Below are 25,988 nucleotides of genomic sequence, written 5' to 3'. Positions count from 1 at the left end.
ATTTTTTTACACGGAGTGAGATATGACAAGCGAAGTACTACTCACAATGACAAACGTTAGTAAGTCGTTTCCTGGGGTAAAAGCTTTAGATCACGCTAATCTAACGGTAAAATCGCACAGCGTACACGCCTTAATGGGCGAAAACGGTGCGGGGAAATCGACCCTTTTAAAATGCTTGTTTGGTATTTATGCAAAAGATGAAGGTGAAATTCTGTTTTTAGGTAAGCCCGTTAATTTCAAAACATCTAAAGAGGCACTTGAAAACGGTATTTCAATGGTTCACCAAGAGTTGAACCTGGTTAAACAAGTAAGCGTAATGGATAACTTATGGCTTGGACGTTATCCATTAAAAGGTCCATTTGTGGACCACGATAAAATGTATCGCGATACAAAAGCGATTTTTGATGAATTAGACATTGATGTTGATCCAAGAGAAAAAGTGGCAAAACTCTCTGTTTCTGAAATGCAGATGATCGAAATTGCGAAAGCGTTCTCTTACAATGCGAAAATCGTGATTATGGATGAGCCAACCTCTTCGCTCTCTGAAAAAGAGGTAGAACATTTATTTAAAATTATCCAAAAATTAAAAGATAGAGGCTGTGGCATTATCTACATCTCACACAAAATGGACGAAATCTTCAAAATTTGTGATGAAATTACGATTTTACGTGATGGTAAATGGGTTAACACGGTTGCTATTAAAGACACTTCAATGGATCAAGTGGTTTCTATGATGGTAGGGCGTGAATTAACCCAACGTTTCCCAGAAAAAACCAACATACCACAAGAAGTGATTTTAGAAGTGGAACGTTTAACTGCGAAAAACCAACCGTCTATTCAAGATGTCAGCTTTGAGCTACGCAAAGGCGAAGTACTTGGTGTAGCCGGCTTAGTGGGCGCGAAACGCACCGATATTGTAGAAACTATCTTTGGTGTGCGTGAAAAAGCAAGCGGTGTGATTAAACTTCACGGCAAAGAAATTCGTAACCACAACGCTTTTGAAGCGATTAACAACGGCTTTGCTTTGGTGACCGAAGAGCGTCGCTCCACAGGGATTTACGCTAATTTAAGTATCGAATTTAACTCCCTCATTTCAAATATGAAATCGTACTTAGGCAAATTCGGCTTATTGAGTAACAAAAAAATGAAAAGCGATACCCAATGGGTTATCGACTCAATGAATGTAAAAACCCCATCGCACGGCACATCCATCGGCTCACTTTCTGGCGGTAACCAACAAAAAGTCATTATCGGACGTTGGTTATTAACCCAACCAGAAGTGTTAATGCTTGATGAGCCAACCCGTGGTATCGATATCGGGGCAAAATTCGAAATTTACCAACTGATCCTTGAACTTGCCAATAAAGGAAAAGGCATCATTATGATTTCATCGGAAATGCCAGAATTACTTGGCGTAACCGACCGAATTATCGTCATGAGTAACGGTAAAGTGGCGGGCATTGTCGAAACGGCAAAAACCTCCCAGGAAGAAATCTTACAACTTGCGGCAAAATACTTATAAATCAGGAGTGAATTATGTCTGCTGTACAACCTAACAAAGCACTTAATTTTCTGAAACAAAATGCCATCTATTTTGTGTTATTGATCTTACTTATTATCATCATCGCACAAGATCCTAGCTTTTTGAGTTTACGAAATTTTAGTAACATCTTAACCCAATCTTCAGTACGTTTAATTATCGCTCTTGGTGTCGCAGGGCTGATTGTTACCCAAGGTACCGACTTATCCGCTGGTCGTCAGGTCGGTCTTGCTGCGGTAATCTCCGCTACGCTCTTACAAGCAATGGATAATATGAACAAAGTGTTTCCGAACCTTGCTGAAATGCCAATCCCACTGGTAGTGCTTATCATCTGCGGTATCGGTGCAATTATCGGTTTGTTTAACGGCTTTGTGATTGCTTACTTAAACGTAACACCATTCATTGCCACAATGGGGACAATGATCATCATCTATGGTATCAACTCACTTTACTATGATGCAGTAGGTTCATCACCAATCGCAGGCTTTAGCGGAAGTTTCTCTGACTTCGCACAAGGTTTCTTCCGAATTGGTGGCTTTAAGCTCTCATACATCACTATTTATGCAGCGATTGCAACCGTGATTATGTGGATTTTATGGAATAAAACTCGCTTTGGTAAAAATGTATTCGCGATTGGTGGTAACCCAGAAGCTGCGAAAGTTTCAGGCGTAAACGTGGCAATGAACTTAATGGGCATCTATATGGTATCTGGTATCTTCTACGCCTTCGGTGGTATGTTAGAAGCAGGTCGTATCGGTAGTGCAACCAACAACTTAGGCTTTATGTATGAAATGGACGCAATTGCAGCTTGCGTAGTAGGTGGTGTGTCATTCGCAGGTGGTGTGGGTACAATTATCGGCGTAGTAACAGGGGTGTTGATCTTCACCGTTATCAACTACGGCTTAACCTATATCGGCGTAAACCCTTACTGGCAATACATCATCAAAGGTGGCATCATCGTGTTAGCTGTTGCGATTGACTCATTAAAATATGCGAAGAAAAAATAGTTAATCAGAAAAGTAAGGGCAATTTACCCTTACACATCAATAACAAGCGGTCGAATTTGCAATATTTTTTGTAAACTCGGCCGCTTGCATATCCCTTACAACACACAAGAAAAAGGAGCTTGCTATGCTAAATATTGTATTCCTCGACCGCACAGGCATTCCTGCCACACACAACATTCCTCGTCCAAGCTTTCCGCACAATTGGGTAGAGTATGACCGCACAAGTAGCGATGAAACCTTTGAGCGTGCCAAAGATGCCGATATTATCGTGACTAGTAAAGTATTGCTTGGACGTGAATTATTAGCGAAATTACCTAAATTAAAACTGATTGCCATTACGGCAACAGGCACAAATAACGTGGATTTAGTGGCAGCAAAAGAGCTTGGTATTTGTGTGAAAAATGTAACGGGTTACTCTTCTGTTACTGTACCAGAGCATGTATTAGGGATGATTTTCTCGCTTAAACATAGCTTAATGAGTTACCATCACGACCAAGTGACCAGCAACCGTTGGGCGACTTGTGAGCAGTTCTGCTACACCGATTATCCAATTACCGATATTCGTGGTGCAACGCTCGGGGTATTCGGCAAAGGAAATACTGGTGCAGAGGTTGCTCGCCTTGCACAAGCGGTCGGAATGAACGTAATTTTTGCAGAACATCAAGGTGCAACGACCATTCGCGAAGGCTATAGGCCGTTTGAGGACGTATTCAAACAAGCGGATGTGATTACTTTGCACTGCCCACTTACCGAGCAAACGCAAAATTTAATTAATGCAGAAACTTTAGCATTGATGAAGCCAACATCTTATTTGATTAACTGTAGCCGCGGACCTGTAGTAGATGAAAAGGCATTGTTACAAGCATTAGAATCTCGTCAAATTGCAGGTGCTGCGTTAGATGTTCTGGTAAAAGAACCGCCTGCGATCGACGATCCGTTAGTTCAAGCGGCAAAACGCTTACCGAATTTATTACTGACCCCACATATCGCGTGGGCAAGCGATTCAGCGGTCACAACATTAGTCAATAAAGTTGCTCAAAATATTGAAGAGTTTGTAAAAACGGGCAAGTAATTAATGTTTTAGCAAAAAGAGGGAAGATGGTAAGATAGTCTTCCCTTTATTTTTTACTTTCCCCCTCCGTAAATGGAGGGAGTGAAGTACTTTATATGATTTATATAATATGAATTTTATCCCTCTATTTATCGCTTGGCGATATTGGCGAACGAAAAGTGCCGATCGTTTTGGGCGACTGGTGACCAACCTCGCAAGCTTTGGCATTGTGCTAGGCGTAATGGCATTGGTGATTGTGCTTTCCATTATGAACGGCTTAGAAAATATGCAAAAGCGTAATTTGCTTTCCACACTGCCACATGTGGTTGTGATGCCAATTGATGGACATTTTACAAAAAATGAGCAACTGCTCCAACCAAATTTAGTGACTCAAGCCAACCCAATTAACCGCACGAATATCATTATTCAAAGCCAGCAAGGGATTGAAGCAGGCTCGTTGATTGGCGTGCAAAATGCCCAAGATGATCCGCTTTTAAATGGCGAAAATGTGGCACAACTTCTGCCCGAAGGCGAATTTAACGTACTGATTAACTGGCAATTAGCTCAAAAATTGAATCTAAATGTGGGCGAAAAAATCCGCATTATGATTACTGAAAATAGCCAATATACGCCAATGGGACGCGTACCAATGCAACGCCTATTCCATATTTCAGGCTTTTATTATGCGAATAGCAATGGCAACGAACATACACTATTTGCGAATTTAGCGGATGTGGGGCGACTGCTCAGAATTGATAACGAGCATATTCAAGGTATACGCTTATATTTAAATGACCCGTTCCAAGTCACCGAATTAAGCCGTTATTTCCCTGAAGATCAATACCAAATCCACGATTGGCGTGAGCAGAAAGGAGAGTTTTTCCAAGCAGTAAAAATGGAAAAAAATATGATGGGTTTGTTGGTAAGTCTCATTATCGTGGTCGCAATTTCTAACATTATTACTTCGTTAAGCTTAATGGTGGTGGATAAGCAGGGCGAAATTGCGATTTTGCAAACTCAAGGCTTAACCAAACCGCAAGTGATGGAAATTTTTATTTTCCAAGGCTCGATTGTGGGGATTATTGGCTCGATTTTAGGTGTCGTTTTAGGTGTAGTTGCCGCAATGAATTTAGATACGTTGATTTCAATGATTAACCCTGCGATTGTGTTGCCAACTTTGATTTCTCCAACGCAAATTACGGTGATTGCAGTGGTATCGGTTTTATTATCGCTCGCGTGCACGCTTTACCCTGCATTTAGGGCATCGAAAATTGAGCCTGCTCAGGCGTTGAGATATGAGTAAATAATAATTTACTGTAGGGAAAAATATAATTTGCCCTACAGAAAAATAAATCTAGGTAGATAAATAAATGACAACATTACTCCGCTGTGAAAACATCAGCAAATTTTATAACGAAGGCGATCAGGAAGTGCAAGTGTTGAAAGAGGTTTCTTTTTCAATGAATGCAGGCGAATTGGTGGCAATTGTGGGCAGCTCTGGCTCGGGCAAAAGTACGCTTTTACATACGCTTGGTGGGTTAGATCAACCGAGTTCGGGCGAGGTATGGATTCAAGATCAATCCTTGCAGAAACTGAGTGCGAATAATCTAGCGAGCTTACGCAATCAGCATTTGGGCTTTGTGTATCAGTTCCATCATCTAATGGCGGATTTTACGGCATTGGAAAACGTGATGATGCCGATGTTAATTGGCAAACAGAATAAATCAGAAGCGAAAGATCGTGCTGAAAAGATGTTGCAAGCGGTCGGATTATCGCACCGAATTACACATCGCCCATCAGCACTTTCGGGCGGTGAACGTCAGCGCGTCGCAATTGCCCGTGCTTTAGTGAATAACCCTGATTTAGTGCTTGCGGATGAACCAACAGGGAACTTGGATCAGAAAACTACCGAGAGTATTTTTGATCTGATCAAACAACTCAACGCAGAACAAAATATCGCCTTTTTATTGGTGACTCACGATCTGAGCCTAGCTCAGAAACTATCACGTCGTTTTGTAATGTGCGATGGCGTATTGCGTGAGGAAGACTAATGAACACTCCATTTTTTATTAGCTGGCGTTATCAAAAAGGTAAGCAAAAAAACCGCCTCGTATCGCTGATTGCTTGGTTTTCCACCATTGGGATTGCTTTAGGCGTGGCGGTGTTGATTATTGGCTTAAGTGCAATGAATGGCTTTGAGCGTGAACTTAATCAGCGCGTACTTTCCGTTGTCCCACAGGCAGAAGTCTATGCTTACGATGGCACTAAAGAGGGAGTGATTAGAGATCCTGTTCAGCTCGAAAAATTGATTAAACAGAGCGGAAATGTGGTTGCTACCGCACCATTTATTACCTTTACAGCCTTGATTGAAAACGGCACGCAACTCAAAATTGCTCAAGTAAGAGGTATTGATCCACAAAAGCAAGAAGGCGTCAGCCAGCTTGGTCATTTTGTACAAGGAAATCAATGGAGTGCATTTAAAAAAGAGGGTGGTTTGATTTTAGGTGCTGGCATTGCAAAAGTGTTAGAGGTTAATGTAGGCGATGAAGTGACTTTATTGCTGCCGCAAGCCAGTGAAAATGAACGTTTGGCTCAACCGTTGCGTTTTAACTTACCGATTACGGGCATTTTGAAACTAGAAGGTCAGCTGGATTATAGCTATGCATTACTATCCATTGAAAAAGCACGAGAATTGTTAGATTACGAACAAGGCGAAGTAACGGGCGTAGAGCTAGCTTTGCGTTCACCATTTGAAGTGCAACAACTAGATCTTTCTCAATTAAATCACTTTAATCAACCGCTTTATTTGAACACTTGGGTTAATAAATTTGGATATATGTATAACGACATTCAGCTGGTTCGCACCGTGATGTATATTGCGATGGTACTTGTCATTGGCGTGGCGTGTTTCAATATTATTTCAACGTTGGTAATGGCAGTAAAAGATAAGCAAGGCGATATCTCGATTATGCGAACACTTGGAGCGAATAACGGTTTTATTAAACGGATTTTCCTCTGGTATGGCTTACTTTCAGGAATGAAAGGAGCACTATTAGGCATTCTGCTTGGTGTGGTGTTAGCCTTAAATTTAACTAGTATTATCAAGGGGTTAGAAAACTTACTTGGCATTCAAGTGCTTTCTGAAGGCATTTATTTTGTTAACTTCCTACCAAGCGAATTGCATTGGCAAGATATTGTTTATGTATTGCTTGCCACGACTGTATTGAGCCTATGTGCAAGCCTTTATCCTGCTTCACGAGCGGCAAAATTAGAACCTGCAAAGGTATTAAGTGGGCATTAAATTGTATTTGTAGGAACAGGTTTATCCCTGTCCTACGATATAAAATTGGATGAAATATACCTTCTAACTGTAAAAATGATAAAATTCCAATCACCAAAAGAGCAAAATTTAAGCATGTTATCCACTATTTTGCCTGTTATCTAATCAAACACTCTCTATTTTCTTATTTTTTAGGTAAAAAAAGTTGCAACTGTATAGTAAACCACTATACTGGCATCCAGTTAGGTTGTTTAAAATTGGATAGAAAACAACCATTTTTAAAGCAATTTAAATACAAGGATTCTTCTATGGCTTCAGAGAAAAAAAGCAATAAAAATACAAAAAATGCTGTTGTAAAACAAACAGATCCTGAACAGCGTCAAAAAGCCCTTGCTGCGGCATTAGCTCAAATCGAAAAACAATTTGGTAAAGGCTCAATTATGAAGTTGGGTCAAACAGAGAACTTAGATATTGAAGCAGTTTCCACAGGTTCTATCGGTTTAGATATGGCGTTAGGTATTGGTGGTTTACCAATGGGGCGTATTGTTGAGATTTTCGGGCCTGAATCTTCAGGTAAAACAACCTTAACATTATCTACTGTTGCTCAAGCACAAAAAACAGGTAAAACTTGTGCCTTTATTGATGCTGAGCACGCGTTAGACCCTGTTTATGCACAAAAATTAGGCGTAAACACCGATGATTTATTGATTTCTCAGCCAGATAACGGTGAGCAAGCATTAGAAATTTGTGATGCATTAGTACGTTCTGGCGCAGTGGATGTGATTATCGTGGACTCAGTTGCAGCATTAACACCAAAAGCAGAAATTGAAGGCGATATGGGCGATTCACATATGGGTTTACAAGCTCGTTTGATGTCCCAAGCATTGCGTAAATTAACTGCTAACATCAAAACGACTAACTGCTTGGTGATTTTCATCAACCAAATTCGTATGAAAATCGGTGTGATGTTTGGTAACCCAGAAACCACAACAGGTGGTAATGCATTGAAATTCTACTCTTCTGTGCGTTTAGACATTCGTCGTTCAGGCGTGGTAAAAGATGGTGATAACATCATTGGTAGCGAAACTAAAGTGAAAGTGGTAAAAAATAAAGTTGCTCCGCCATTCCGTGAAGTAAACTTCGATATTATGTATGGCGAAGGCATTGCTCGTATTAATGAACTACTTATCTTGGCGGAAAAACAAGGATTCATCAAGAAATCAGGGGCTTGGTTCTCCTATGAAGGTGAGAAAATTGGTCAAGGTAAAAACAATGCGATTAAATGGTTGGCAGAACACCCTGAAATAACGACAAAAATTGAAGCTGAGTTACGCGAGCTCTTTATGAAAAACCCAAATAGCATCTTAGCACCAAGCCCGAAAAAAGGAAAAAAAGGTAAAGGAAAAGATGTTGAAGAAGCAGAAGAAATAGAAGAAATTGAAGAGTTCGAAGATGATGCAGAAGAATTAGACGCAGATACCGATGATTTCAACGAAGATGAAGAAGAACTTTAATCTATAATTATGATCAAATGCGACAGAAATGTCGCATTTTTTCTATACTCTAAGCATTATGACAGAACAAAAAACAAACGATAGAAAAACTCATAAGTACAGTGCGTTAAATTACACACTTTACCTACTTTCCAAACGAGATTACACCGAAAAGCAGTTACGTTCCAAGCTCAAATTAAAAGAGTATGAAGTAGTCGAAATTGATGAGGCTATTGCAAAAGCCCAAGAGCATAATTGGCAAAGCGATGAGCGTTTTTGCACTTCTTTTATTCGCTATCGCTCTCAACAAGGGATTGGACCACGTCGCTTAAAGCAAGAGTTGAAAATGAAAGGCGTGCCAGAATATTTGATTGCCGATGCAATAGACAATGCTGAAGCAGAAGAAGAGATTGATTTCTACAATATTGCAGAGCGAGTCTTTGCGCGAAAACGCCCACGTGTTTGGAATATGAAAGCGAAGCAGAAAATGTGGCGGTTTATGGTGAGCCGTGGGTTTTATCAGGATCATTTTAGTCATTTGATGGAAATAGATTATAATGATGACGATGATGAATTTAACGAATAAATAATGATGCAAGAACAAAAAATACACAGACAAGTGGTGCTCGATACCGAAACCACAGGGATGAACTTCAACGGTGCTCCGCACATTGGGCACAATATTATTGAGATTGGTGCGGTTGAGGTCATCAATCGCCGTTTAACAGGACGAACCTATCACGTTTACATCAAGCCCCCACGCGAAGTGGAAGAAGAGGCAATTAAAGTTCACGGTATTACCAACGAATTCTTGCAAGATAAACCCTCTTTCGCCGAAATTGCTGACGAGTTCGTGAATTTTATTAAAGGTGCGGAACTTGTGATTCATAACGCCCCCTTTGATGTGGGCTTTATGGATCATGAATTTTCATTCTTAAAAAATCCGCCACCGAAAACGGCTGAAATGTGTACAGTGACCGACAGCCTAGCAATGGCACGTAAAATGTACCCTGGCAAACGGAACAACTTAGATGCACTTTGTGACCGTTTAGGTATTGATAATAGCAAGCGTGTACTTCACGGGGCATTACTGGATGCGGAAATTCTAGCTGATGTTTTCCTGATGATGACAGGCGGTCAAATCGCCTTATTAGCGGATGAAACGGAAGAAAACACACAAGCGGTTGAATCTCACGAAGAAATTGCAAGGGAGGATATTGATTCCAGTGGAACTATTGTGTTCCAAGCCAACACTTCAGAACTTGAAGCCCACGAAGTATTTCTGACATTAATCAATAAAAAATCGAAAGAAAATTGTATTTGGTTGAATCGAATGGAAGAAGAAACTATCAATTAGGTTTTACTCCTTCTCAATATAGTAAAAACCTCTTGCATAATTATGATAGCAAGAGGTTTTCTTTTAGAGTCTTATAAACTAGAAACGATACCCAACATTTGCACTAAAATCATTGCCTTTGAGCTTGGTGCCACTACGTTTCAGGTTATTGCGAGTATATTCTGCACCAACTTCAATATTGCTTGAAACGGCATATTTAGCTCCAGCACCGTAACCGAAACCACGATAAGTTTCATCACCGACTTTGCTTGAGCTTACATCTACTTTCACGTATGGCATTAAGTCTGAACCCACTCGGTAACCTTGTTGATAACCTACGGTGTATTTATTTTTTTGTTTTACATCGCCTGTTACTTTGGTACTACCAATTTTCGCTTTACCTTGCACTACTCCAACTAAATTGTTGCCGTAATCCATACCATAATCAACCACAAGCACTGGACCTGTTGATTGTTTACCTGTTACACCATTCACTTTATATTTTGCAGTTGTAAGATCAGCACTTACGCCCACACCAGTGAAAGTTTCGCCTACTGGTGCAGCAAAAGCAGATGCCGACATTGCCCCAAGTGTTGCTAATACGAGAAGTTTTTTCATTTTTAATCCTTTGTTTGAGTGGAATTTTTTAAATTGCATTAACGCTCTCCCACAAGGGGAGAGCGTATTTTTTAGACTGAGCTTATTTATTCAAGTTCACCACAAAAACGATAACCTTCGCCGTGGATTGTCACAATAATTTCAGGTGTGTTTGGATGATCTTCAAAATGTTTGCGAATGCGACGAATGGTTACGTCCACCGTTCTGTCGTGCGGTTTTAATTTACGCCCTGTCATTTTGAGCAATAAATCTTCACGTGTTTGAATTTTACCTGGATTTTCACAGAAATGAAGCAACGCTCTAAATTCGCTACGTGGAAGTTTATTCTCTTCTCCCTCCGGCGTAATTAAGCTACGGCTGTTGATATCGAGTGTCCAGCCATTAAAGTGATATTGCTCAATATTTTGTGATGTTGAGATTGTCTCTTTCTCTTCCACCATCGTGCGGTTAAGTAAATTTCTTGCTCGAATAGTCAGTTCGCGGGGGTTAAATGGTTTGGTAATGTAATCATCCGCTCCAATTTCTAAGCCTAAAATTTTATCGATTTCATTATCACGCCCTGTTAAGAACATCAACGCCACCTCTGTCGTTTCACGTAATTCTCTGGCAAGCATTAGCCCATTTTTACCAGGTAAATTGATGTCCATAATAACGAGGTTAATTGTTTGCTGTTCAAGCACTTCGTGCATTTGCGAGCCGTCCGTTGCTTCAAATACTTGATAGCCTTCTGCTTCGAAGATGTTTTTTAACATATTGCGGGTAATCGCTTCATCTTCAACAATTAAAATTTGTGGATTATTTTGATGCATACTAGGTTTTCCTAATTTTTAAAATTATGTAACCGCTTGTTTATAATTTGTTGCGATTGTAACTGATCGCTTGTTACCTCAAAAGGATTATTCTCACTTTCCTTATGCTGAATCAAATTTTTTAGGGTTATTTTTTATCGCGATCATCAACGCCTTTTAACAAATAATTTCCCTCAATATCGGCAAGACTTCGAAAGCCAATATTGAAAATATCACAATGTTTATTTCGATTGATTGGCATGTAATCAAAATTATCGTGGTGATGCCCGTGGAAAATTTTGCTTACGTCCATTTTTCTTGCTAATTGGTTAATCACGGCAAAGCCTTGAGGATGCGGGCGAGGTGCTTCGTGTGTAATTAAAATATCCGCTTTTTGGCTTTCCAACACTTCCACATCAGACGGAAAAATAGAAGTACGGTGTCTTAATGGCAATCCACCACGCCAGATTTTCTCTTGAGGCATATATTGGCAATAGTGAATTGGGTCGAAAAACATCGGACGATTAGGCGGCATCCAAATATGTCCACGGAACACGCCACCTAAGCCCGCAATTCTTACCCCTTGAATGTCCACCACTTTGCCGTGGATATTACGTTCTTTCCACTCACTGCCCCAAATTGCATCAAAGGCAGCTACCGTTTTACTATCATGGTTGCCATGAATAAACCAGATATCGCAATATTCAGAGAGCTTATCTAACTCGTGCGGGCTAGTCAGTTGCAAATCACCTAAAATCACCAAAGCCACATTTTTCTGTTCTTTCACAAAAGGGTAAAGGTGTTCATAATGCCCATGTGGATCGCCTGCAAAAAGAATCATACCTCGCCTTCCGTTTCGTAATCGGCGTTGTATTGCTTAAATTGAAGCGGAATTGGCTCATCATTTAAAATTGCTTCAACGACTTCTTTCGTTTGATTATAGCGATCTAAATAACTTGGTGATTCAATCTCAATGTACGGAATATGGTGTTTTTCAAGCAATTTCTTGAGTAGTGCTTGGAAACGCTGGCGTTGTTTGAGCGACCCTAAACTACGCAGACCATCATCGACCCATTTTGTATTATTATTGAGCAAAATTGTCACATCAAATGGATATTCTTTAATCATTGAATCCAAGAACGGATGAGCTCTACCTTCATACTGAATACAAAAGGCTTGCGTGGTAATGTAATCGGTGTCGATAAATGCCACTTTATGAGCGTGTTTCATCGCATAATCAACGTAGCGTTTATGCCCCAAAGCCATTTGTGGATAATCCGAATATTGCATCGCTTGCTCATCGCCACCAAGCTGTTCAAACACAAATTCACGCCCATATTCCCAGGCAGAAGTGGTATTAAATACATTTGCCAATTTGCTCACAAGCACTGATTTACCACTACTTTCTCCACCTAAAACCGCAATTGTTTTTACGAAAAATGGACGTACTTCTTTTGGAATAAAACGCCAATATTGGAATGGATTATTACGGATTTTGGTTGCTGAAACATTAAAACGCTCACGCTCTGGATCGACTAAGCTGACTTCTAAATTCAAGTATTTTTCGTATGGTGCTTTGTCCTGAATTTCGCTGCTGAATACAATGCTTGGATGAATATTTTTTTCCGCAAAAAGTTCTTTCACACGCTCAGCCCAGCTCTCCCAACCATTTGGATAACTTGGAATACCATCTTCATTTAAGTGGTGAATAAAAATCTGTTTTTGTTGGTATTTGAAGATCTGTTGTACCCAACGCAAACGATCTTCATTAGTTGGCATCTGCTTCATTTTACTCTCTTTAAAGAGTTGCAAATCGCGCTCGGTATCGGTGCAGACAATCACGTGCAACACATCAACCTTACTAAAAGCCTCATATACCATATTGATGTGTCCCGTGTGAATCGGGTAGAACTTGCCAAAAATTACGCCCACACGCTGATCTTGGGTCTCAACAATATTCAATACTTTATGCAATGCCTTCAGCTTAGCTGCACTTGGATTTTTAATTTTACCGCTGACTAACTGGTTAAAATAAGCACGAGTAACATTCGCTTGCGTACAAACATCATTCACTTTAAGTTTAAGCTGTTTGCGTTTTGATTGAAGATAACTAAAATCCGTCATTGTTGGAAATTGAATGAGAAATCATTGCTGCTATGATAAATCAAAATGTAGCATTTGAATAATATTTCTTTCGAAAAATTTAATCGGATGCACTATTTACTAGGCAAAAATACTAAATTTTATCCGTTTAATTTTTTCGATGTAAAAAATTTGGATAATCTGACCGCTTTTATTTCTTCTTTGCGCAGAAAAGGCTATAATCACAGCAATTTTCTATTTTAAATTTAATAAAAAGTCCCAAAATAATGCAATTAATTCGAGGTTTCTACAATTTACCCAATCATTCTGTTTTAACGAACGGTTGTGTTCTTTCCATCGGCAATTTCGATGGCGTACATTTAGGACATCAACAAATTCTCGCTCGCTTGATTAACAAATCAATTGAATTGGGTTTACCTTCGGTCGTTATGCTGTTTGAACCGCAACCTCGTGAATTTTTTGCAAAAAAAGTGGACGATTTAACCGCTTGCAACGTGCCTGCTCGCTTAATGCGATTGCGTGATAAACTCAAATATTTAGAAAAATCAGGTATAGATTTCGTACTTTGTGTCCGTTTTTCTGAAAGGTTCGCCAAACTTACCGCAGAAGAATTTATCCAAGATTTATTGGTAAAACAGCTCAAGGTTCGCTATTTAAGCGTGGGAGATGATTTCCGTTTCGGTGCAAAACGTGCGGGCGATTATCACACGTTACAAGCGGCTGGAAAAACTTATCATTTTACCGTTGAAGAGAGCCACACGCACAGCTTCGAGCAAGATCGCATTAGCAGCTCTCTCATTCGCGAATTACTGCAAAAAGATAAATTAGCACTAGTGGAAAAACTACTCGGAAAACCTTATTCAATTGCAGGTCGCGTTGCCCATGGCAATAAGCTGGGCAGAACAATAGGCTTTCCCACGGCAAACATTATGCTGAATCGCCTGGTCGTGCCAATTCACGGTGTATATGCAGTGCAAGTAGAAACCAAAACTGGAGTATTTCAAGGCATCGCCAACGTCGGCAACCGCCCAACTATCAACGGAACAAAACCACTGTTAGAAGTGCATATTTTCGACTTTAACCGCTCAATCTACGGTGAAGCCATTGAAGTCAGATTTATTAAAAAGCTCAGAAATGAAGTGAAATTCTCCAATTTTGAAGCCTTAAAGCAACAAATTGAAAAAGATAAACAACAAGCGGTAGAATTTTTAAAGGCTTTTGATAATGCCTAAGCTAAGTATAATTTAGCCCCTTTGGGGATAGAAGTTAGATTTATTAATATGAGTAAATTATCTAAAACAGAAAAAATTGTAAAATTCTTAGAAGAACATCAAGATAAAAAATTTACTACACGTGAAATAGTTGAGAATTTACTTGTTCTTTACCCTGAAGATTTTTCAGAGAAACGTAAAAAATATAAAGATGAAAAAACATTTATAAATCAGCTTTGTGCAGAAAGTAGTTATGCTCATTTGCAAGCCTTTCATAATGTTATTAAATACGAAAAAGATCCTGAATTGAAAAAAACTGTTTACTGGTATCAAAAAGAAGAACATGAAAATCCATCAGTAAAACCGAAACTAAAAGATAATTATTCAGAATATGAGCTTTATCCAAAACTTATTCAGTATTTACATCAAGAATTAGATTTATATTGTTTAAGAATTGATGAAAAAACGTCTACCAATATCAATGGCAAAGGCGCAAACAAATGGCTTCACCCTGATATTGTAGCAATGAAAGCACTTGATCAAGACTGGGATAGTTCTGTTAAAGATTGTATGAAACAGAGTTCAAGTCAAAATGTGAAGCTCTTTTCTTTTGAAGTAAAGAAAGAATTGAATACCAGTAATTTGCGTGAAAGTTTTTTCCAAACAGTAAGTAATTCAAGTTGGGCAAATGAAGGTTATTTAGTGGCTTCCACTATTGCAAAAAATTGTTATGAAGAATTAAGAGTTTTATCTTCACTACACGGTATTGGTGTAATTTTATTAAATCCAAACCAAATTGAAGAAAGTAAAACAATTTTTCCTGCAAAACATAAATTTGATGTAGATTGGCAATCGGTAAATCGAATTGTGAATGTAAACGCCCATTTTAAAGAATATATTGATTATGTTTCTGTTTATTATCGAACAGGAAAAATTTTTGAAAAGAATTGGAATAAATAAATTTAAATATCATTTTATTAACTGGAAACAAAAAAATGACTGATTACAAAAACACCTTAAATCTGCCTGAAACAGGCTTTCCGATGCGTGGGGACTTAGCAAAACGTGAACCTGCGATGTTAGAAAACTGGTATAGCAAAAACTTATACCAAAAAGTGCGTGAAGCTTCTAAAGGAAAAAAATCTTTTATTTTGCACGATGGTCCTCCTTATGCGAACGGTAATATTCACTTAGGTCATGCGGTTAATAAAATTTTAAAAGATATTATTATGAAATCGAAAACCGCATTAGGTTTCGATACGCCTTATGTACCAGGTTGGGATTGCCATGGTTTGCCGATAGAGTTAAAAGTAGAGGGTTTAGTCGGTAAACCAAACGAGAAAATCTCCGCTGCGGAATTCCGTCAAGCATGCCGCGAATATGCAAAAGAACAAGTAGAAGGACAAAAAGCAGACTTTATCCGTATGGGGATTCTCGGTGACTGGGATAATCCATACTTAACCATGAACTTTGAAACTGAAGCCAATATTATCCGCACGTTGGGTAAAGTTATTGCTAACGGTCATTTATACAAAGGTTCAAAACCTGTTCATTGGTGTTTGGATTGCGGTTCTTCTTTGGCAGAAGCGGAAGTAGAATATGAAGATAAAGTTTCCCCTTCTATCTATGTACGTTTCCCAGCAGTCAATGCACAAGAAATCGAGCAAAAATTCGGTGCAGAAGGAAAAGGAAGCGGTCAAATTTCTGCGTTAATTTGGACAACCACACCTTGGACATTGCCATCTAACCGTGCGATTTCATTAAACGAAAATTTTGATTATCAATTAGTTCAAATGGGCGAAGAACGTTTGATTTTAGCCAAAGAATTAGTTGAGGCAGTTGCTAAAGCGGGAGAGATTGCACAGGTTGAAGTATTGGGCGAGACTAAAGGCAGTGAATTGAATTTACTTCGCTTCCAACACCCATTCTATGATTTCAGTGTGCCATTTATTTTAGGCGACCATGTTACCACTGACGGCGGTACAGGTTTAGTTCACACCGCACCAGACCACGGTCAAGATGACTATATCGTTTCACGTAAAAATGGTATCGAAATGGCGGGCTTAGTGGGTAACGATGGCAAATTCAAATCTGATGTGCCATTCTTCGCGGGCAAAGGCGTGTTTGAATCGAATGAATTAGTGTTAGACAAACTCAAAGAAGTAGGCGCATTGTTCAAATTAGAACGCATTAAACACAGCTACCCACACTGTTGGCGTCACAAAACCCCGATTATTTTCCGTGCAACCCCACAATGGTTTATAGGAATGGAAACGCAAGGTTTACGCAAACAAGCCCTAGGCGAAATTAAATCTGTTCGTTGGATTCCAAGCTGGGGTGAAGCACGTATTGAAAACATGGTAGCAAACCGCCCAGACTGGTGTATTTCACGCCAACGTACTTGGGGTGTGCCAATGACGATGTTCGTGCATAACGAAACCGAAGAGCTACACCCTCGCACACTTGAGATTTTAGAAGAAGTGGCAAAACGTGTGGAAGCGAAAGGCATTCAAGCGTGGTGGGATTTAAACCCTATTGAAGTGTTAGGCGAAGCTGATGCAAAACTTTATCGCAAAGTGCCTGATACTTTAGATGTATGGTTTGATTCAGGATCAACTTACGCATCTGTAGTAGAAGCTCGCCCAGAGTTTAATGGCAATAGCACAGATATGTATTTAGAAGGTTCTGACCAACATCGTGGCTGGTTTATGTCATCACTGATGCTTTCAACCGCAACGAATGGTAAAGCACCTTACAAACAAGTATTAACTCACGGCTTTACCGTTGATGAAAAAGGCAGAAAAATGTCCAAATCATTAGGTAATGTGATTGTGCCAAGCGAAGTTTGGAATAAAAACGGTGCAGATATTTTACGTTTATGGGTAGCCTCAACTGACTACACGGGTGAAATTACCGTTTCACATAATATTTTAAACAGTGCAGGTGAATCTTACCGTCGTATTCGAAACACTGCTCGCTTCTTATTAGCAAACTTAAACGGCTTTGATCCTAAACGCGACTTAGTAAAACCAGAAGAAATGGTAGCACTGGATCGCTGGGCAGTAAGCTGTGCATTAGAAGCACAAAACGACATTAAAGATGCCTACGATAACTATCAATTCCATACCGTAGTACAACGTTTAATGCGTTTCTGCTCAATTGAAATGGGATCGTTCTACTTAGATATTATTAAAGACCGTCAATACACCACCAAAGCAGATAGCCTTGCTCGCCGTAGCTGCCAAACTGCATTGTGGCACATTGCTGAAGCACTTGTACGTTGGATTGCACCGATTCTTTCATTCACAGCAGACGAAGTTTGGGGTTACTTACCACAAGTCGAAGGTCGGGCAGAATTTGTCTTCACTGAAGAATTCTATGAAGGTTTATTCTCACTTGGTGAAAATGAAAAATTAGACGACAACTACTGGCAAAAACTTATTGCTCTCCGTGCAGAAGTTAACCGTGTATTAGAGCAAGCACGTAAAGACAAAGTCATTGGTTCAGGCTTAGAAGCAAAAGTGACGGTATATGCGAACGACGAAATTCGTCCATTGTTAGAACAACTTGGCAACGAATTACGCTTCGTTCTCATCACTTCACAAGCGGTCATCAAACCATTAAGCGAAGCGGATGTTGCTGAAGGCGAACTTGCTGGCTTAGCGGTGAAAGTAGAACGCGCTGAAGGTGAAAAATGCCCACGTTGCTGGCACTATGCAACTGATATCGGTGCAAATGCAGAACACCCTTCAGTGTGTGGACGCTGCGTTGAAAACGTAGCAGGCAGTGGCGAAGTTCGCCATTTTGCGTAAAACAAATAAAATATGGGAATGCATTTCCCATATTTTATTAGACTAATTTCTTCGTTTTTTCTTTTGTCAAATCTCTCCTACTCCTCTTTGCTAAAGAGGGGATGTTTTAATGAAGAATAAAGAACCCCATTTTGTAAAAGTAAAATCCTCTTTAGCAAAGAGAAAGAGGGAAAAATGAGGTGCTATTGATTAACAAAGAAAATAGCTATCTTTCCAATATTTTCTCTCAGGAGGACATATGAAATTCCGATGGTTAAAATATGGTTTTATTTTTCTAATAAGCATTTTGTTGTCAGCTTGCTTAACAACACATTTATGGAAAGAAGATAAAACAGAAATAGTATATTCTCAAATTGATACAGATAGCCTCATTGCATTAGGACAAAATTCAAAAACAGGACAATTAGTCATTATAGGAGAAAAATATTGGTTTGTATTAACACAAAAAAGCAGTGAAAAAATCAAACCAATTATTTCAGCGAAACTTTCTGCACCAGTTAAAACTAATGAAACTATAAAAATAATATTATCAAATTACAAGGCAAATGAATTTGATGCTTTCGTTACCTTATATTATTCACCAGTCAATGAAGCTGAAAAAGAAAAGATAAAAAATATTGGTTTTCAATGTTTACCAAATTATTGCCAAAAAATATTTGGAAGCATTTATGGTGAAATCTATAAAAATAATGAAGTTAAATTAACTCAAAAAGATCGATTAAAACAAAAATTACCAATAGAAATAAAAGCTGAAAGTAAAACTAGAACTTCTGTAGTAAAAGGAGCTAATGTTATCAGAAAAATATTACAAACCCCTGCAACTTTAATAGGAGATGCTCTGCTTTTACCATTCCAGCTCTTATATGTTGCAGAAATATCATCAGATAAATAAATCTTAAATATGTAAACCGATTAAATTTGCAAGACGACCATTTATTTTCTGATAAACTAAATGCCCTTTAAATTCATCACTATCCTCATTTATAGGATTCGTAAAATGCTAATTTTAAATAAACCCAATCACGCCAGAAAACAACTGGAAAAACTGGCTTTTATCCCACAGAGTGCGGAAAAAGTGGAATTTCTTGCGGATAGCCGTGCGTTCAAAACTCGTATTTTACAGCTGATCCAATCTGCAAAATCCCGTATTTATTTGACCGCTTTATATTTAGAAAAAGATGAAGCTGGGCAAGAAATCTTAGCTGTACTCTATCAAGCTAAACAAACCAACCCTGATTTAGAAGTCAAAATTTTGGTCGATTGGCATCGTGCCCAACGTGGACGTATTGGCGAAGAAGCCACAAGCTCGAATGCGGATTGGTACACCCAACAAAAAGCCGAACATAACCTTGAAAAAGCAATTGAATTTTGGGGCGTACCGATTAACAAACGTGAAGTTTTCGGCGTGTTACATCTCAAAGGTTTTATCTTTGACAACACGCTAGTTTATAGCGGTGCAAGTATCAATAACGTCTATTTACAACAGTTTGAGCGTTATCGCTACGACCGTTACCATGTGATTGAAAATGCCATATTAACCGACAGCATGGTTGAGTTGCTAGAAAAGCATATTATTAGCCAACCTGCAGTTTGCCGCTTGGATGATGTCAATCGCCCGAAAACCTTTGAACTTCGCCCACAAATTAAAGCGTTTCGCAAATATTTAAGCCAACAGCAATATCAGTTTGTCGGTAAAGCACAAGATGAAAACTTAAGCCTTTCACCGATTATCGGTTTACGGAAACGTAATCAACTGAACAAAGTGATTGAAGCTCTCTTTTACCAGGTGCAAGACAAACTCACAATTTGCACGCCTTATTTTAACTTCCCACGCTCGCTCCAACAGCGTATTCAATGGTTGTTAGAAGGCGATAAATCGGTAGAAATTATTGTAGGCGACAAAACTGCAAACGACTTCTACACTAAACCAGAAGAAAAATTCACGATGGCATCAGTGCTGCCTTATCTCTATGAGAAAAATTTACGTGCGTTTGCTAGACGTTTTGACCATTTTATTCAAAACAAACAACTGACCATTCGCCTTTGGAAAGATGGCGAAAATAGCTACCATCTAAAAGGCGTTTGGATCGATAACAGCTATATCTTACTCACTGGTAACAATCTCAACCCACGAGCTTGGGCACTAGATGCGGAAAATGCGGTATTGATTCATGATCCTAAAGCGGAATTAAGTGAAAAAGCACAAACTGAGCTAACCCATATTCGTCAACATACTAAAGTGTTAACCCACTATAGTGATTTAGAACAGCTCAAAGATTATCCAGAAGCGGTGCGCAAATTGCTGAAAAAATTCGGCCGCGTGAAGCTCGATAAAGTCGTGAAAATGTTGTTGTAAGAACAAATAAATATACTAGAAAGCAGGGCGTGTATAACACGCCCTACGCCTTCTTAACATACCTGAAATCCATATCAAGGAATCACTATGAGTGAACAAATCTACGGCATTCACGCCGTAAAAGCTTTTTTAGATAATGCACCAGAACGCTTAATTGAAGTATTGGTGCTAAAAGGGCGCGAAGACAAACGCCTTAATCCATTATTAGGCGAATTAAAACGCTTAGGCGTGGCAGTTCAACAAGTCAACCGCCAAACTTTAGATAACAAAGCACAAGGAGAAGTGCATCAAGGCATTATTGCGCGTGTGGTGCCACAAAAAGAACTCAACGAACATGATTTAGATGCGATTTTAGCCAACAAATCTGCACCATTTTTACTCATTTTAGATGGTGTGACTGACCCGCATAACCTCGGAGCTTGTTTACGAACGGCAGATGCGGCAGGCGTTGATGCCGTAATTGTGCCAAAAGACAAATCTGCACAACTGACCTCAACAGCCAGAAAAGTGGCTTGTGGTGCAGCAGAAACTGTACCGTTCATTCGCGTAACGAATCTTGCTCGCACCATGCGTGAGCTACAAGAAAATCACAATATTTGGATTGTAGGCACCGCAGGCGAAGCTGATGCTGGCATTTATGAAGCTAAATTAACGGGAGCAATTGCATTAGTGATGGGCGCAGAAGGCGATGGAATGCGTCGCTTAACGCGTGAACATTGCGATCAACTGATTAGCATTCCAATGGCAGGATCAGTGTCCTCCCTCAACGTTTCCGTAGCAACAGGTGTGTGTTTATTTGAAATTGTTCGCCAGAAGTTACAAGCATAAATGTCCATAACAACGGCGTTGCTTTTGTGTAGGGGCGAGGTTTATCCTCGCCCAAATTATTTTTACAGGAAGAGGATAACCCATCCCTACCCTGTAAACTGGTATTTTTAATCGATAAAGAAAACAAATTTTGCGATCTCGCTCGAAAATTTGACCGCCTGTGCTTTTCAAATTTTGCAAAAATCGCTAGCCTTACGGGGGAGAGATCAGTAAAATTCGCTTCTTTATTTAATCCTGCAAAACTAATCCTTTTGCCATAATGGTTCTCCTCTCATAAAAGAACGGGAACACGTGTAATAACGAGGCTTTTTAATGTCAGATCAAATTCAAGCAACTAACATTGCAGTTGCTCATCCTAAATCCGAAAAAGTAAATTTAATGAATATGACGCGTCCGCAGATGCGTGAATTTTTAGCGAGTCTTGGTGAAAAGCCATTTCGTGCTGATCAACTCATGAAATGGATTTACCATTTCGGTGAAGATAATTTCGACAATATGAGCAATATCAACAAGGTATTGCGTGAAAAATTAAAACAAGTTGCAGAAATCAAAGCTCCTGAAGTGGCAGTAGAACAACGCTCAGCAGACGGCACAATCAAATGGGCGATGCAAGTGGGTGAGCAACAAATTGAAACTGTATATATTCCAGAAGCAGACCGTGCGACCCTCTGTGTATCTTCACAAGTGGGCTGTGCTTTGGCATGTACGTTTTGTTCAACAGCTCAACAAGGTTTTAACCGTAACTTAAACGTGGCGGAAATTATCGGGCAAGTGTGGCGTGCTTCAAAAATCATTGGTAACTTTGGTGTAACGGGCGTGCGTCCGATTACCAATGTAGTAATGATGGGAATGGGCGAGCCATTATTGAACGTGAATAACGTTGTGCCTGCAATGGAAATTATGCTAGATGATTTTGCGTACGGCTTATCAAAACGTCGTGTGACGCTTTCAACTTCAGGTGTGGTGCCTGCACTGGATAGCTTACGCGATAGAATCGACGTGGCATTGGCAATTTCACTCCATGCTCCGAACGATGAAATTCGTGATGAAATCGTACCGATCAATAAAAAATATAATATGGAAATGTTGATCGATTCGGTCAATCGCTATCTTGAAGTGTCAAATGCTAACCACGGTAAAGTGACCATTGAGTATGTGATGTTGGATCACGTCAATGATGAAGTGGATCACGCTCATCAGTTAGCGAAAGTGTTGAAAAACACGCCGTGTAAAATTAACTTAATTCCGTGGAATCCGTTCCCAGAAGCCCCTTATGCGAAAAGTTCAAACTCACGCATTGACCGTTTCCAAAAAGCATTGATGGAATATGGCTTTACAGTTACCATCCGTAAAACGCGTGGTGATGATATTGATGCTGCGTGTGGACAGCTTGCAGGTGATGTGATCGACCGTACAAAACGTACGTTAGAGAAGCGCCGATTTGGTGAAGGAATTGCGGTGAAAGCACAATAGAAAAACAACTCTCTCCTACAAAAGGAGAGAGTAAATCTTTAAAAAGGATCATTTATGAAATTCGCAATCTTTTCAAAAATTTTAACCGCTTGTGCTGTGCTATTTTTAGCAGGTTGCGTTTCCTCCCAAATTGATCCTGAATTTAACCGCTCAGAAGCCTTAAAAGCTCGAATCAATCTTGCTCTTGCCTATTTAGAACAACAGGATTATCCAAAAGCCAAGGAAAATATTGATAAAGCGATTGCTCACGACATCAAAGATTACCTGCCTTATTCAGTGCTGGCGTATTATTATCAACAAACAGGCGATCTAGCCAACAGTCAGAAAGCCTATCAAAAAGCATTGAAACTCAGCCAAAATCGCCCTGATGTGCTCAATAATTACGGCACTTTTTTGTGCAAGCAAGGTCAATTCCAACAAGCTTATTCACAGTTTGAACAAGCCCTCCAAAGCAAGCACGCTTACTATCATCAAGCCGATACGCTTGAAAATATCATTCTCTGTGCAAAATCAGAGCCCAATTCGCAAAAATTTAATGAAGCATTCGCCCAGTTGGAAAAATTAGATAGAATAAGGGCAGATAAGCTCCGTTAATTCTTAGGAAAGATTATGTCAGATTTAAACCAGACCATTAGCCAAGTGATTGCTGGCGAGTTAAATGTACAGCCACAACAAATTTTAGCGGCAATGAATTTATTGGATGAAGGGAACACGATTCCGTTTATCGCACGTTATCGTAAAGAGGTCACGGGCGGATTAGATGACACCCAACTCCGTCACTTTGAAATGCGTTTGATCTACCTACGTGACTTGGATGATCGCCGCCAAACCATTTTAAAATCGATTGAAGAACAGGGCAAATTAAGCGATGAATTACGTGAGAAAATCCTTGCCACGGAAAGCAAAACTGAGCTTGAAGATCTCTATTTGCCGTATAAACCCAAACGCAGAACGCGTGGGCAGATTGCGATTGAAGCAGGGCTTGAACCATTAGCCGAACAACTTTGGCAAAATCCGAAACTTACGCCAGAAGCAGTCGCTGAGCAATTTGTTTCAGCGGATAAAGGCATAGCCGATACCAAAGCCGCTCTTGATGGGGCTCGTTATATTTTGATGGAACGTTTTGCAGAAGATGCGGAACTACTTGCAAAACTTCGCCAATATTTGACCGCTAATGCGACTATTGAGTCGAAAGTGATTGAAGGTAAAGTGCAAGAGGGCGAGAAATTCCGCGATTATTTTGCTCATAGCGAGCCACTCCAAAATGTGCCTTCGCACCGAGCATTGGCAATGTTTCGTGGGCGTAATGAGGGCGTGTTATCGCTTTCCATTAATGCTGATCCACTTGCAGAAGAAGGGGCAAAATCGAGCCAATGCGAAGAAATTATTCGAGAGCATTTGGGGGTAATTTTCAACAATCAGCCAACAGATAAATGGCGTGAGCAAGTGATTGCGTGGACGTGGAAAATCAAAGCCTTGCTGCACCTTGAAACCGAATTGATAGCGAATTTACGCGAAAAAGCGGAAGAAGAAGCAATTGATGTGTTTGCTCGCAATTTATCTGCACTCTTGATGGCTGCTCCTGCGGGAGCAAGAAATACCATGGGTTTAGACCCTGGTTTACGTACAGGCGTGAAAGTTGCCGTTGTAGATAATACTGGGAAACTACTGGCAACTGATACGATTTACCCTCACACCACAGGCAAAGCAGCAGCGGAAATTTCGCTGTATAAATTGATTAAACAACACAATGTTGAGCTTATTGCAATTGGTAACGGCACGGCTTCACGTGAAACTGAACGTTTTGCCAAAGATGTTTTAAAACAAATTAAAAGTAGCAAGCCTGATATGCTGATTCCGCAAACGGTGGTGGTAAGTGAAGCGGGAGCTTCGGTTTATTCTGCTTCTGAATTGGCGGCAAATGAGTTCCCTGATTTGGATGTTTCATTGCGTGGTGCAGTGTCGATTGCACGCCGTTTGCAAGATCCGCTGGCAGAGCTAGTAAAAATTGAGCCAAAAGCAATTGGTGTGGGGCAGTATCAGCACGATGTAAACCAAACGCAACTTGCCCGTAAACTTGATGCGGTGGTGGAAGATTGCGTAAATGCGGTTGGTGTGGATTTGAATACCGCTTCAGCTCCATTACTTGCTCGTGTGGCAGGAATGAGCAAAACATTGGCACAAAATATTGTGGCTTATCGTGATGAAAACGGGCGTTTTAACAGCCGTTCGGATCTGAAAAAAGTACCACGTTTAGGACCAAAAGCCTTTGAGCAATGTGCAGGCTTTATGCGTATTTTAAACGGCAAAAATCCGCTTGATGCCTCAAGCGTTCACCCAGAAGCTTACCCTGTTGTGGAAAAAATCTTACAAGCGACTCAAGCAACGCTTGCAGAATTGATGGGTAATGAGAGCAAAATTCATCAGCTCAACGCAAAAGATTTTGTCGATGAACAATTTGGCTTGCCAACGGTAAACGATATTTTCAAAGAACTTGAAAAACCAGGACGCGACCCACGTGGTGAATTCAAAACGGCAACTTTCGTGGATGGCGTGGAAGAAATTAAAGATCTACAAGTGGGCATGATTTTAGAAGGCACCGTCACGAATGTGACAAACTTCGGGGCATTTGTTGATATCGGTGTGCATCAAGATGGTTTAGTACATATTTCAATGCTTTCAAATAGCTTTGTGGAAGATCCGCATAAAGTGGTGAAAGTAGGTAATGTAGTCAAAGTGAAAGTACTTGAAGTGGATGTGGCACGGAAACGTATTGCATTAAGTATGCGTTTAGATGAAAAACTGACCGAGCGTTCAGAAGAAAAATCGCCTGTTCGAAAAAATTCGGAAGAATCTGACCGTTCACAAAGAAATGGTGGACGTAATCAGTTCACAAATAACGCCTTTGCAGATGCATTAAAAGGTTGGAAAAAGTAGTATAAATCGCCATTTTGATTATTTTAAAGTCAAATAACGTTTTACACTTAAAAAAGATTTGCCGATAAGATAAGAAATGGGTATTATACGCAAACCAAATGCGGAGTGGTAGTTCAGCTGGTTAGAATACCTGCCTGTCACGCAGGGGGTCGCGG

The 25,988-nt window shown here is 39.9% G+C and carries 22 protein-coding genes; 18 read left to right on the top strand and 4 right to left on the bottom strand.

All coding sequences use genetic code 11. The features are described 5' to 3' along the window. Positions 1-22 precede the first annotated feature (22 nt). From mglA to dnaQ, 9 genes are all read left to right on the top strand, one after another. A complete protein-coding gene (gene mglA, locus QMF79_RS09170) occupies positions 23-1,522 on the top strand; it encodes a galactose/methyl galactoside ABC transporter ATP-binding protein MglA (protein WP_111312551.1) in 1,500 nt (499 codons plus the stop codon). Positions 1,523-1,536: 14 nt separating this feature from the next. Next, the gene (gene mglC / locus QMF79_RS09165; RefSeq protein ID WP_040217002.1) at positions 1,537-2,547 is read left to right on the top strand and encodes a galactose/methyl galactoside ABC transporter permease MglC; all 1,011 of its coding nucleotides are present in this window, start codon (positions 1,537-1,539) and stop codon (positions 2,545-2,547) included. Positions 2,548-2,671: 124 nt separating this feature from the next. Next, positions 2,672-3,619 carry a 2-hydroxyacid dehydrogenase gene (locus QMF79_RS09160; protein WP_281773606.1) on the top strand — a complete coding sequence of 316 codons (948 nt, stop codon included), beginning with the start codon at positions 2,672-2,674 and terminating at the stop codon, positions 3,617-3,619. Between the two features lie 109 nt (positions 3,620-3,728). Then, the gene (locus QMF79_RS09155) at positions 3,729-4,901 is read left to right on the top strand and encodes a lipoprotein-releasing ABC transporter permease subunit (protein ID WP_281773605.1); all 1,173 of its coding nucleotides are present in this window, start codon (positions 3,729-3,731) and stop codon (positions 4,899-4,901) included. Between the two features lie 67 nt (positions 4,902-4,968). Next, positions 4,969-5,649, top strand: a complete 681-nt coding sequence (lolD, locus tag QMF79_RS09150) for a lipoprotein-releasing ABC transporter ATP-binding protein LolD (protein ID WP_281773604.1) — start codon at positions 4,969-4,971, stop codon at positions 5,647-5,649. After that, entirely contained in the window at positions 5,649-6,899 is a 1,251-nt protein-coding gene (lolE, locus tag QMF79_RS09145) for a lipoprotein-releasing ABC transporter permease subunit LolE (RefSeq protein ID WP_281773603.1), read from the top strand. Before lolD ends, lolE begins: the two co-directional genes overlap by 1 nt. Before the next feature lie 287 nt (positions 6,900-7,186). After that, positions 7,187-8,392 (top strand): recombinase RecA, encoded by a 1,206-nt coding sequence (gene recA, locus QMF79_RS09140; protein ID WP_281773602.1) that lies wholly within the window; start codon positions 7,187-7,189, stop codon positions 8,390-8,392. A 58-nt stretch (positions 8,393-8,450) separates the two neighbouring features. Further along, the gene (gene recX, locus QMF79_RS09135) at positions 8,451-8,957 is read left to right on the top strand and encodes a recombination regulator RecX (RefSeq protein ID WP_281773601.1); all 507 of its coding nucleotides are present in this window, start codon (positions 8,451-8,453) and stop codon (positions 8,955-8,957) included. 6 nt (positions 8,958-8,963) lie between these two features. Then, on the top strand, positions 8,964-9,728 hold the full coding sequence (gene dnaQ, locus QMF79_RS09130) for a DNA polymerase III subunit epsilon (protein WP_281773616.1): 765 nt from the start codon (positions 8,964-8,966) through the stop codon (positions 9,726-9,728). Between the two features lie 78 nt (positions 9,729-9,806). Here the strand turns inward: dnaQ and QMF79_RS09125 are convergent, their stop codons facing one another. The 4 genes from QMF79_RS09125 to nadR form a co-directional block, all read right to left on the bottom strand. Beyond that, complete coding sequence (locus tag QMF79_RS09125) at positions 9,807-10,325, bottom strand: porin family protein (protein WP_281773600.1); 519 nt, start codon at positions 10,323-10,325, stop codon at positions 9,807-9,809. Between the two features lie 86 nt (positions 10,326-10,411). Beyond that, on the bottom strand, positions 10,412-11,134 hold the full coding sequence (gene arcA / locus QMF79_RS09120; RefSeq protein ID WP_040216991.1) for a two-component system response regulator ArcA: 723 nt from the start codon (positions 11,132-11,134) through the stop codon (positions 10,412-10,414). A gap of 127 nt (positions 11,135-11,261) precedes the next feature. Then, positions 11,262-11,954, bottom strand: a complete 693-nt coding sequence (locus QMF79_RS09115; RefSeq protein ID WP_040216990.1) for a metallophosphoesterase family protein — start codon at positions 11,952-11,954, stop codon at positions 11,262-11,264. Further along, entirely contained in the window at positions 11,951-13,237 is a 1,287-nt protein-coding gene (nadR, locus tag QMF79_RS09110) for a multifunctional transcriptional regulator/nicotinamide-nucleotide adenylyltransferase/ribosylnicotinamide kinase NadR (protein ID WP_281773599.1), read from the bottom strand. The genes QMF79_RS09115 and nadR overlap by 4 nt, the downstream gene beginning before the upstream one ends. A gap of 245 nt (positions 13,238-13,482) precedes the next feature. Between nadR and ribF the strand changes: the two genes are divergently transcribed. The 9 genes from ribF to QMF79_RS09065 all read left to right on the top strand — a co-directional run bounded on the left by ribF (position 13,483) and on the right by QMF79_RS09065 (position 25,833). Beyond that, positions 13,483-14,448 (top strand): bifunctional riboflavin kinase/FAD synthetase, encoded by a 966-nt coding sequence (ribF, locus tag QMF79_RS09105; RefSeq protein ID WP_111427643.1) that lies wholly within the window; start codon positions 13,483-13,485, stop codon positions 14,446-14,448. Positions 14,449-14,496: 48 nt separating this feature from the next. Then, a complete protein-coding gene (locus QMF79_RS09100) occupies positions 14,497-15,387 on the top strand; it encodes an HrgA protein (protein ID WP_111312560.1) in 891 nt (296 codons plus the stop codon). A gap of 35 nt (positions 15,388-15,422) precedes the next feature. Further along, a complete protein-coding gene (ileS, locus tag QMF79_RS09095; protein WP_281773598.1) occupies positions 15,423-18,239 on the top strand; it encodes an isoleucine--tRNA ligase in 2,817 nt (938 codons plus the stop codon). A 238-nt stretch (positions 18,240-18,477) separates the two neighbouring features. Then, entirely contained in the window at positions 18,478-19,131 is a 654-nt protein-coding gene (locus tag QMF79_RS09090) for a hypothetical protein (RefSeq protein ID WP_281773597.1), read from the top strand. Positions 19,132-19,236: 105 nt separating this feature from the next. After that, a complete protein-coding gene (gene pssA, locus QMF79_RS09085; protein WP_281773596.1) occupies positions 19,237-20,595 on the top strand; it encodes a CDP-diacylglycerol--serine O-phosphatidyltransferase in 1,359 nt (452 codons plus the stop codon). Between the two features lie 87 nt (positions 20,596-20,682). Further along, the gene (rlmB, locus tag QMF79_RS09080; protein ID WP_281773595.1) at positions 20,683-21,423 is read left to right on the top strand and encodes a 23S rRNA (guanosine(2251)-2'-O)-methyltransferase RlmB; all 741 of its coding nucleotides are present in this window, start codon (positions 20,683-20,685) and stop codon (positions 21,421-21,423) included. Between the two features lie 312 nt (positions 21,424-21,735). Continuing rightward, complete coding sequence (locus QMF79_RS09075; protein ID WP_119221796.1) at positions 21,736-22,896, top strand: bifunctional tRNA (adenosine(37)-C2)-methyltransferase TrmG/ribosomal RNA large subunit methyltransferase RlmN; 1,161 nt, start codon at positions 21,736-21,738, stop codon at positions 22,894-22,896. Positions 22,897-22,950: 54 nt separating this feature from the next. Beyond that, positions 22,951-23,490, top strand: a complete 540-nt coding sequence (pilW, locus tag QMF79_RS09070; RefSeq protein WP_281773594.1) for a type IV pilus biogenesis/stability protein PilW — start codon at positions 22,951-22,953, stop codon at positions 23,488-23,490. A 15-nt stretch (positions 23,491-23,505) separates the two neighbouring features. Beyond that, positions 23,506-25,833, top strand: a complete 2,328-nt coding sequence (locus QMF79_RS09065; protein WP_281773593.1) for a Tex family protein — start codon at positions 23,506-23,508, stop codon at positions 25,831-25,833. The last annotated feature ends 155 nt before the right edge of the window (positions 25,834-25,988 follow it).

The sequence above is a fragment of the Pseudohaemophilus parahaemolyticus genome (assembly GCF_938021905.1).
Lineage (GTDB): Bacteria > Pseudomonadota > Gammaproteobacteria > Enterobacterales > Pasteurellaceae > Haemophilus_A > Haemophilus_A parahaemolyticus_B.
Note: the sequence above shows the minus strand (reverse complement) of the source record. Positions and strands in the feature narration are given on the sequence as shown.

What these genes read in the sequence shown, in the direction of transcription:
- mglA (WP_111312551.1), top strand. Translation starts at nt 23, where the DNA reads ATGACAAGCGAAGTACTACTCACAATGACAAACGTTAGTAAGTCGTTT.
- mglC (WP_040217002.1), top strand. Translation starts at nt 1,537, where the DNA reads ATGTCTGCTGTACAACCTAACAAAGCACTTAATTTTCTGAAACAAAAT.
- QMF79_RS09160 (WP_281773606.1), top strand. Translation starts at nt 2,672, where the DNA reads ATGCTAAATATTGTATTCCTCGACCGCACAGGCATTCCTGCCACACAC.
- QMF79_RS09155 (WP_281773605.1), top strand. Translation starts at nt 3,729, where the DNA reads ATGAATTTTATCCCTCTATTTATCGCTTGGCGATATTGGCGAACGAAA.
- lolD (WP_281773604.1), top strand. Translation starts at nt 4,969, where the DNA reads ATGACAACATTACTCCGCTGTGAAAACATCAGCAAATTTTATAACGAA.
- lolE (WP_281773603.1), top strand. Translation starts at nt 5,649, where the DNA reads ATGAACACTCCATTTTTTATTAGCTGGCGTTATCAAAAAGGTAAGCAA.
- recA (WP_281773602.1), top strand. Translation starts at nt 7,187, where the DNA reads ATGGCTTCAGAGAAAAAAAGCAATAAAAATACAAAAAATGCTGTTGTA.
- recX (WP_281773601.1), top strand. Translation starts at nt 8,451, where the DNA reads ATGACAGAACAAAAAACAAACGATAGAAAAACTCATAAGTACAGTGCG.
- dnaQ (WP_281773616.1), top strand. Translation starts at nt 8,964, where the DNA reads ATGCAAGAACAAAAAATACACAGACAAGTGGTGCTCGATACCGAAACC.
- QMF79_RS09125 (WP_281773600.1), bottom strand. Translation starts at nt 10,325, where the DNA reads ATGAAAAAACTTCTCGTATTAGCAACACTTGGGGCAATGTCGGCATCT.
- arcA (WP_040216991.1), bottom strand. Translation starts at nt 11,134, where the DNA reads ATGCATCAAAATAATCCACAAATTTTAATTGTTGAAGATGAAGCGATT.
- QMF79_RS09115 (WP_040216990.1), bottom strand. Translation starts at nt 11,954, where the DNA reads ATGATTCTTTTTGCAGGCGATCCACATGGGCATTATGAACACCTTTAC.
- nadR (WP_281773599.1), bottom strand. Translation starts at nt 13,237, where the DNA reads ATGACGGATTTTAGTTATCTTCAATCAAAACGCAAACAGCTTAAACTT.
- ribF (WP_111427643.1), top strand. Translation starts at nt 13,483, where the DNA reads ATGCAATTAATTCGAGGTTTCTACAATTTACCCAATCATTCTGTTTTA.
- QMF79_RS09100 (WP_111312560.1), top strand. Translation starts at nt 14,497, where the DNA reads ATGAGTAAATTATCTAAAACAGAAAAAATTGTAAAATTCTTAGAAGAA.
- ileS (WP_281773598.1), top strand. Translation starts at nt 15,423, where the DNA reads ATGACTGATTACAAAAACACCTTAAATCTGCCTGAAACAGGCTTTCCG.
- QMF79_RS09090 (WP_281773597.1), top strand. Translation starts at nt 18,478, where the DNA reads ATGAAATTCCGATGGTTAAAATATGGTTTTATTTTTCTAATAAGCATT.
- pssA (WP_281773596.1), top strand. Translation starts at nt 19,237, where the DNA reads ATGCTAATTTTAAATAAACCCAATCACGCCAGAAAACAACTGGAAAAA.
- rlmB (WP_281773595.1), top strand. Translation starts at nt 20,683, where the DNA reads ATGAGTGAACAAATCTACGGCATTCACGCCGTAAAAGCTTTTTTAGAT.
- QMF79_RS09075 (WP_119221796.1), top strand. Translation starts at nt 21,736, where the DNA reads ATGTCAGATCAAATTCAAGCAACTAACATTGCAGTTGCTCATCCTAAA.
- pilW (WP_281773594.1), top strand. Translation starts at nt 22,951, where the DNA reads ATGAAATTCGCAATCTTTTCAAAAATTTTAACCGCTTGTGCTGTGCTA.
- QMF79_RS09065 (WP_281773593.1), top strand. Translation starts at nt 23,506, where the DNA reads ATGTCAGATTTAAACCAGACCATTAGCCAAGTGATTGCTGGCGAGTTA.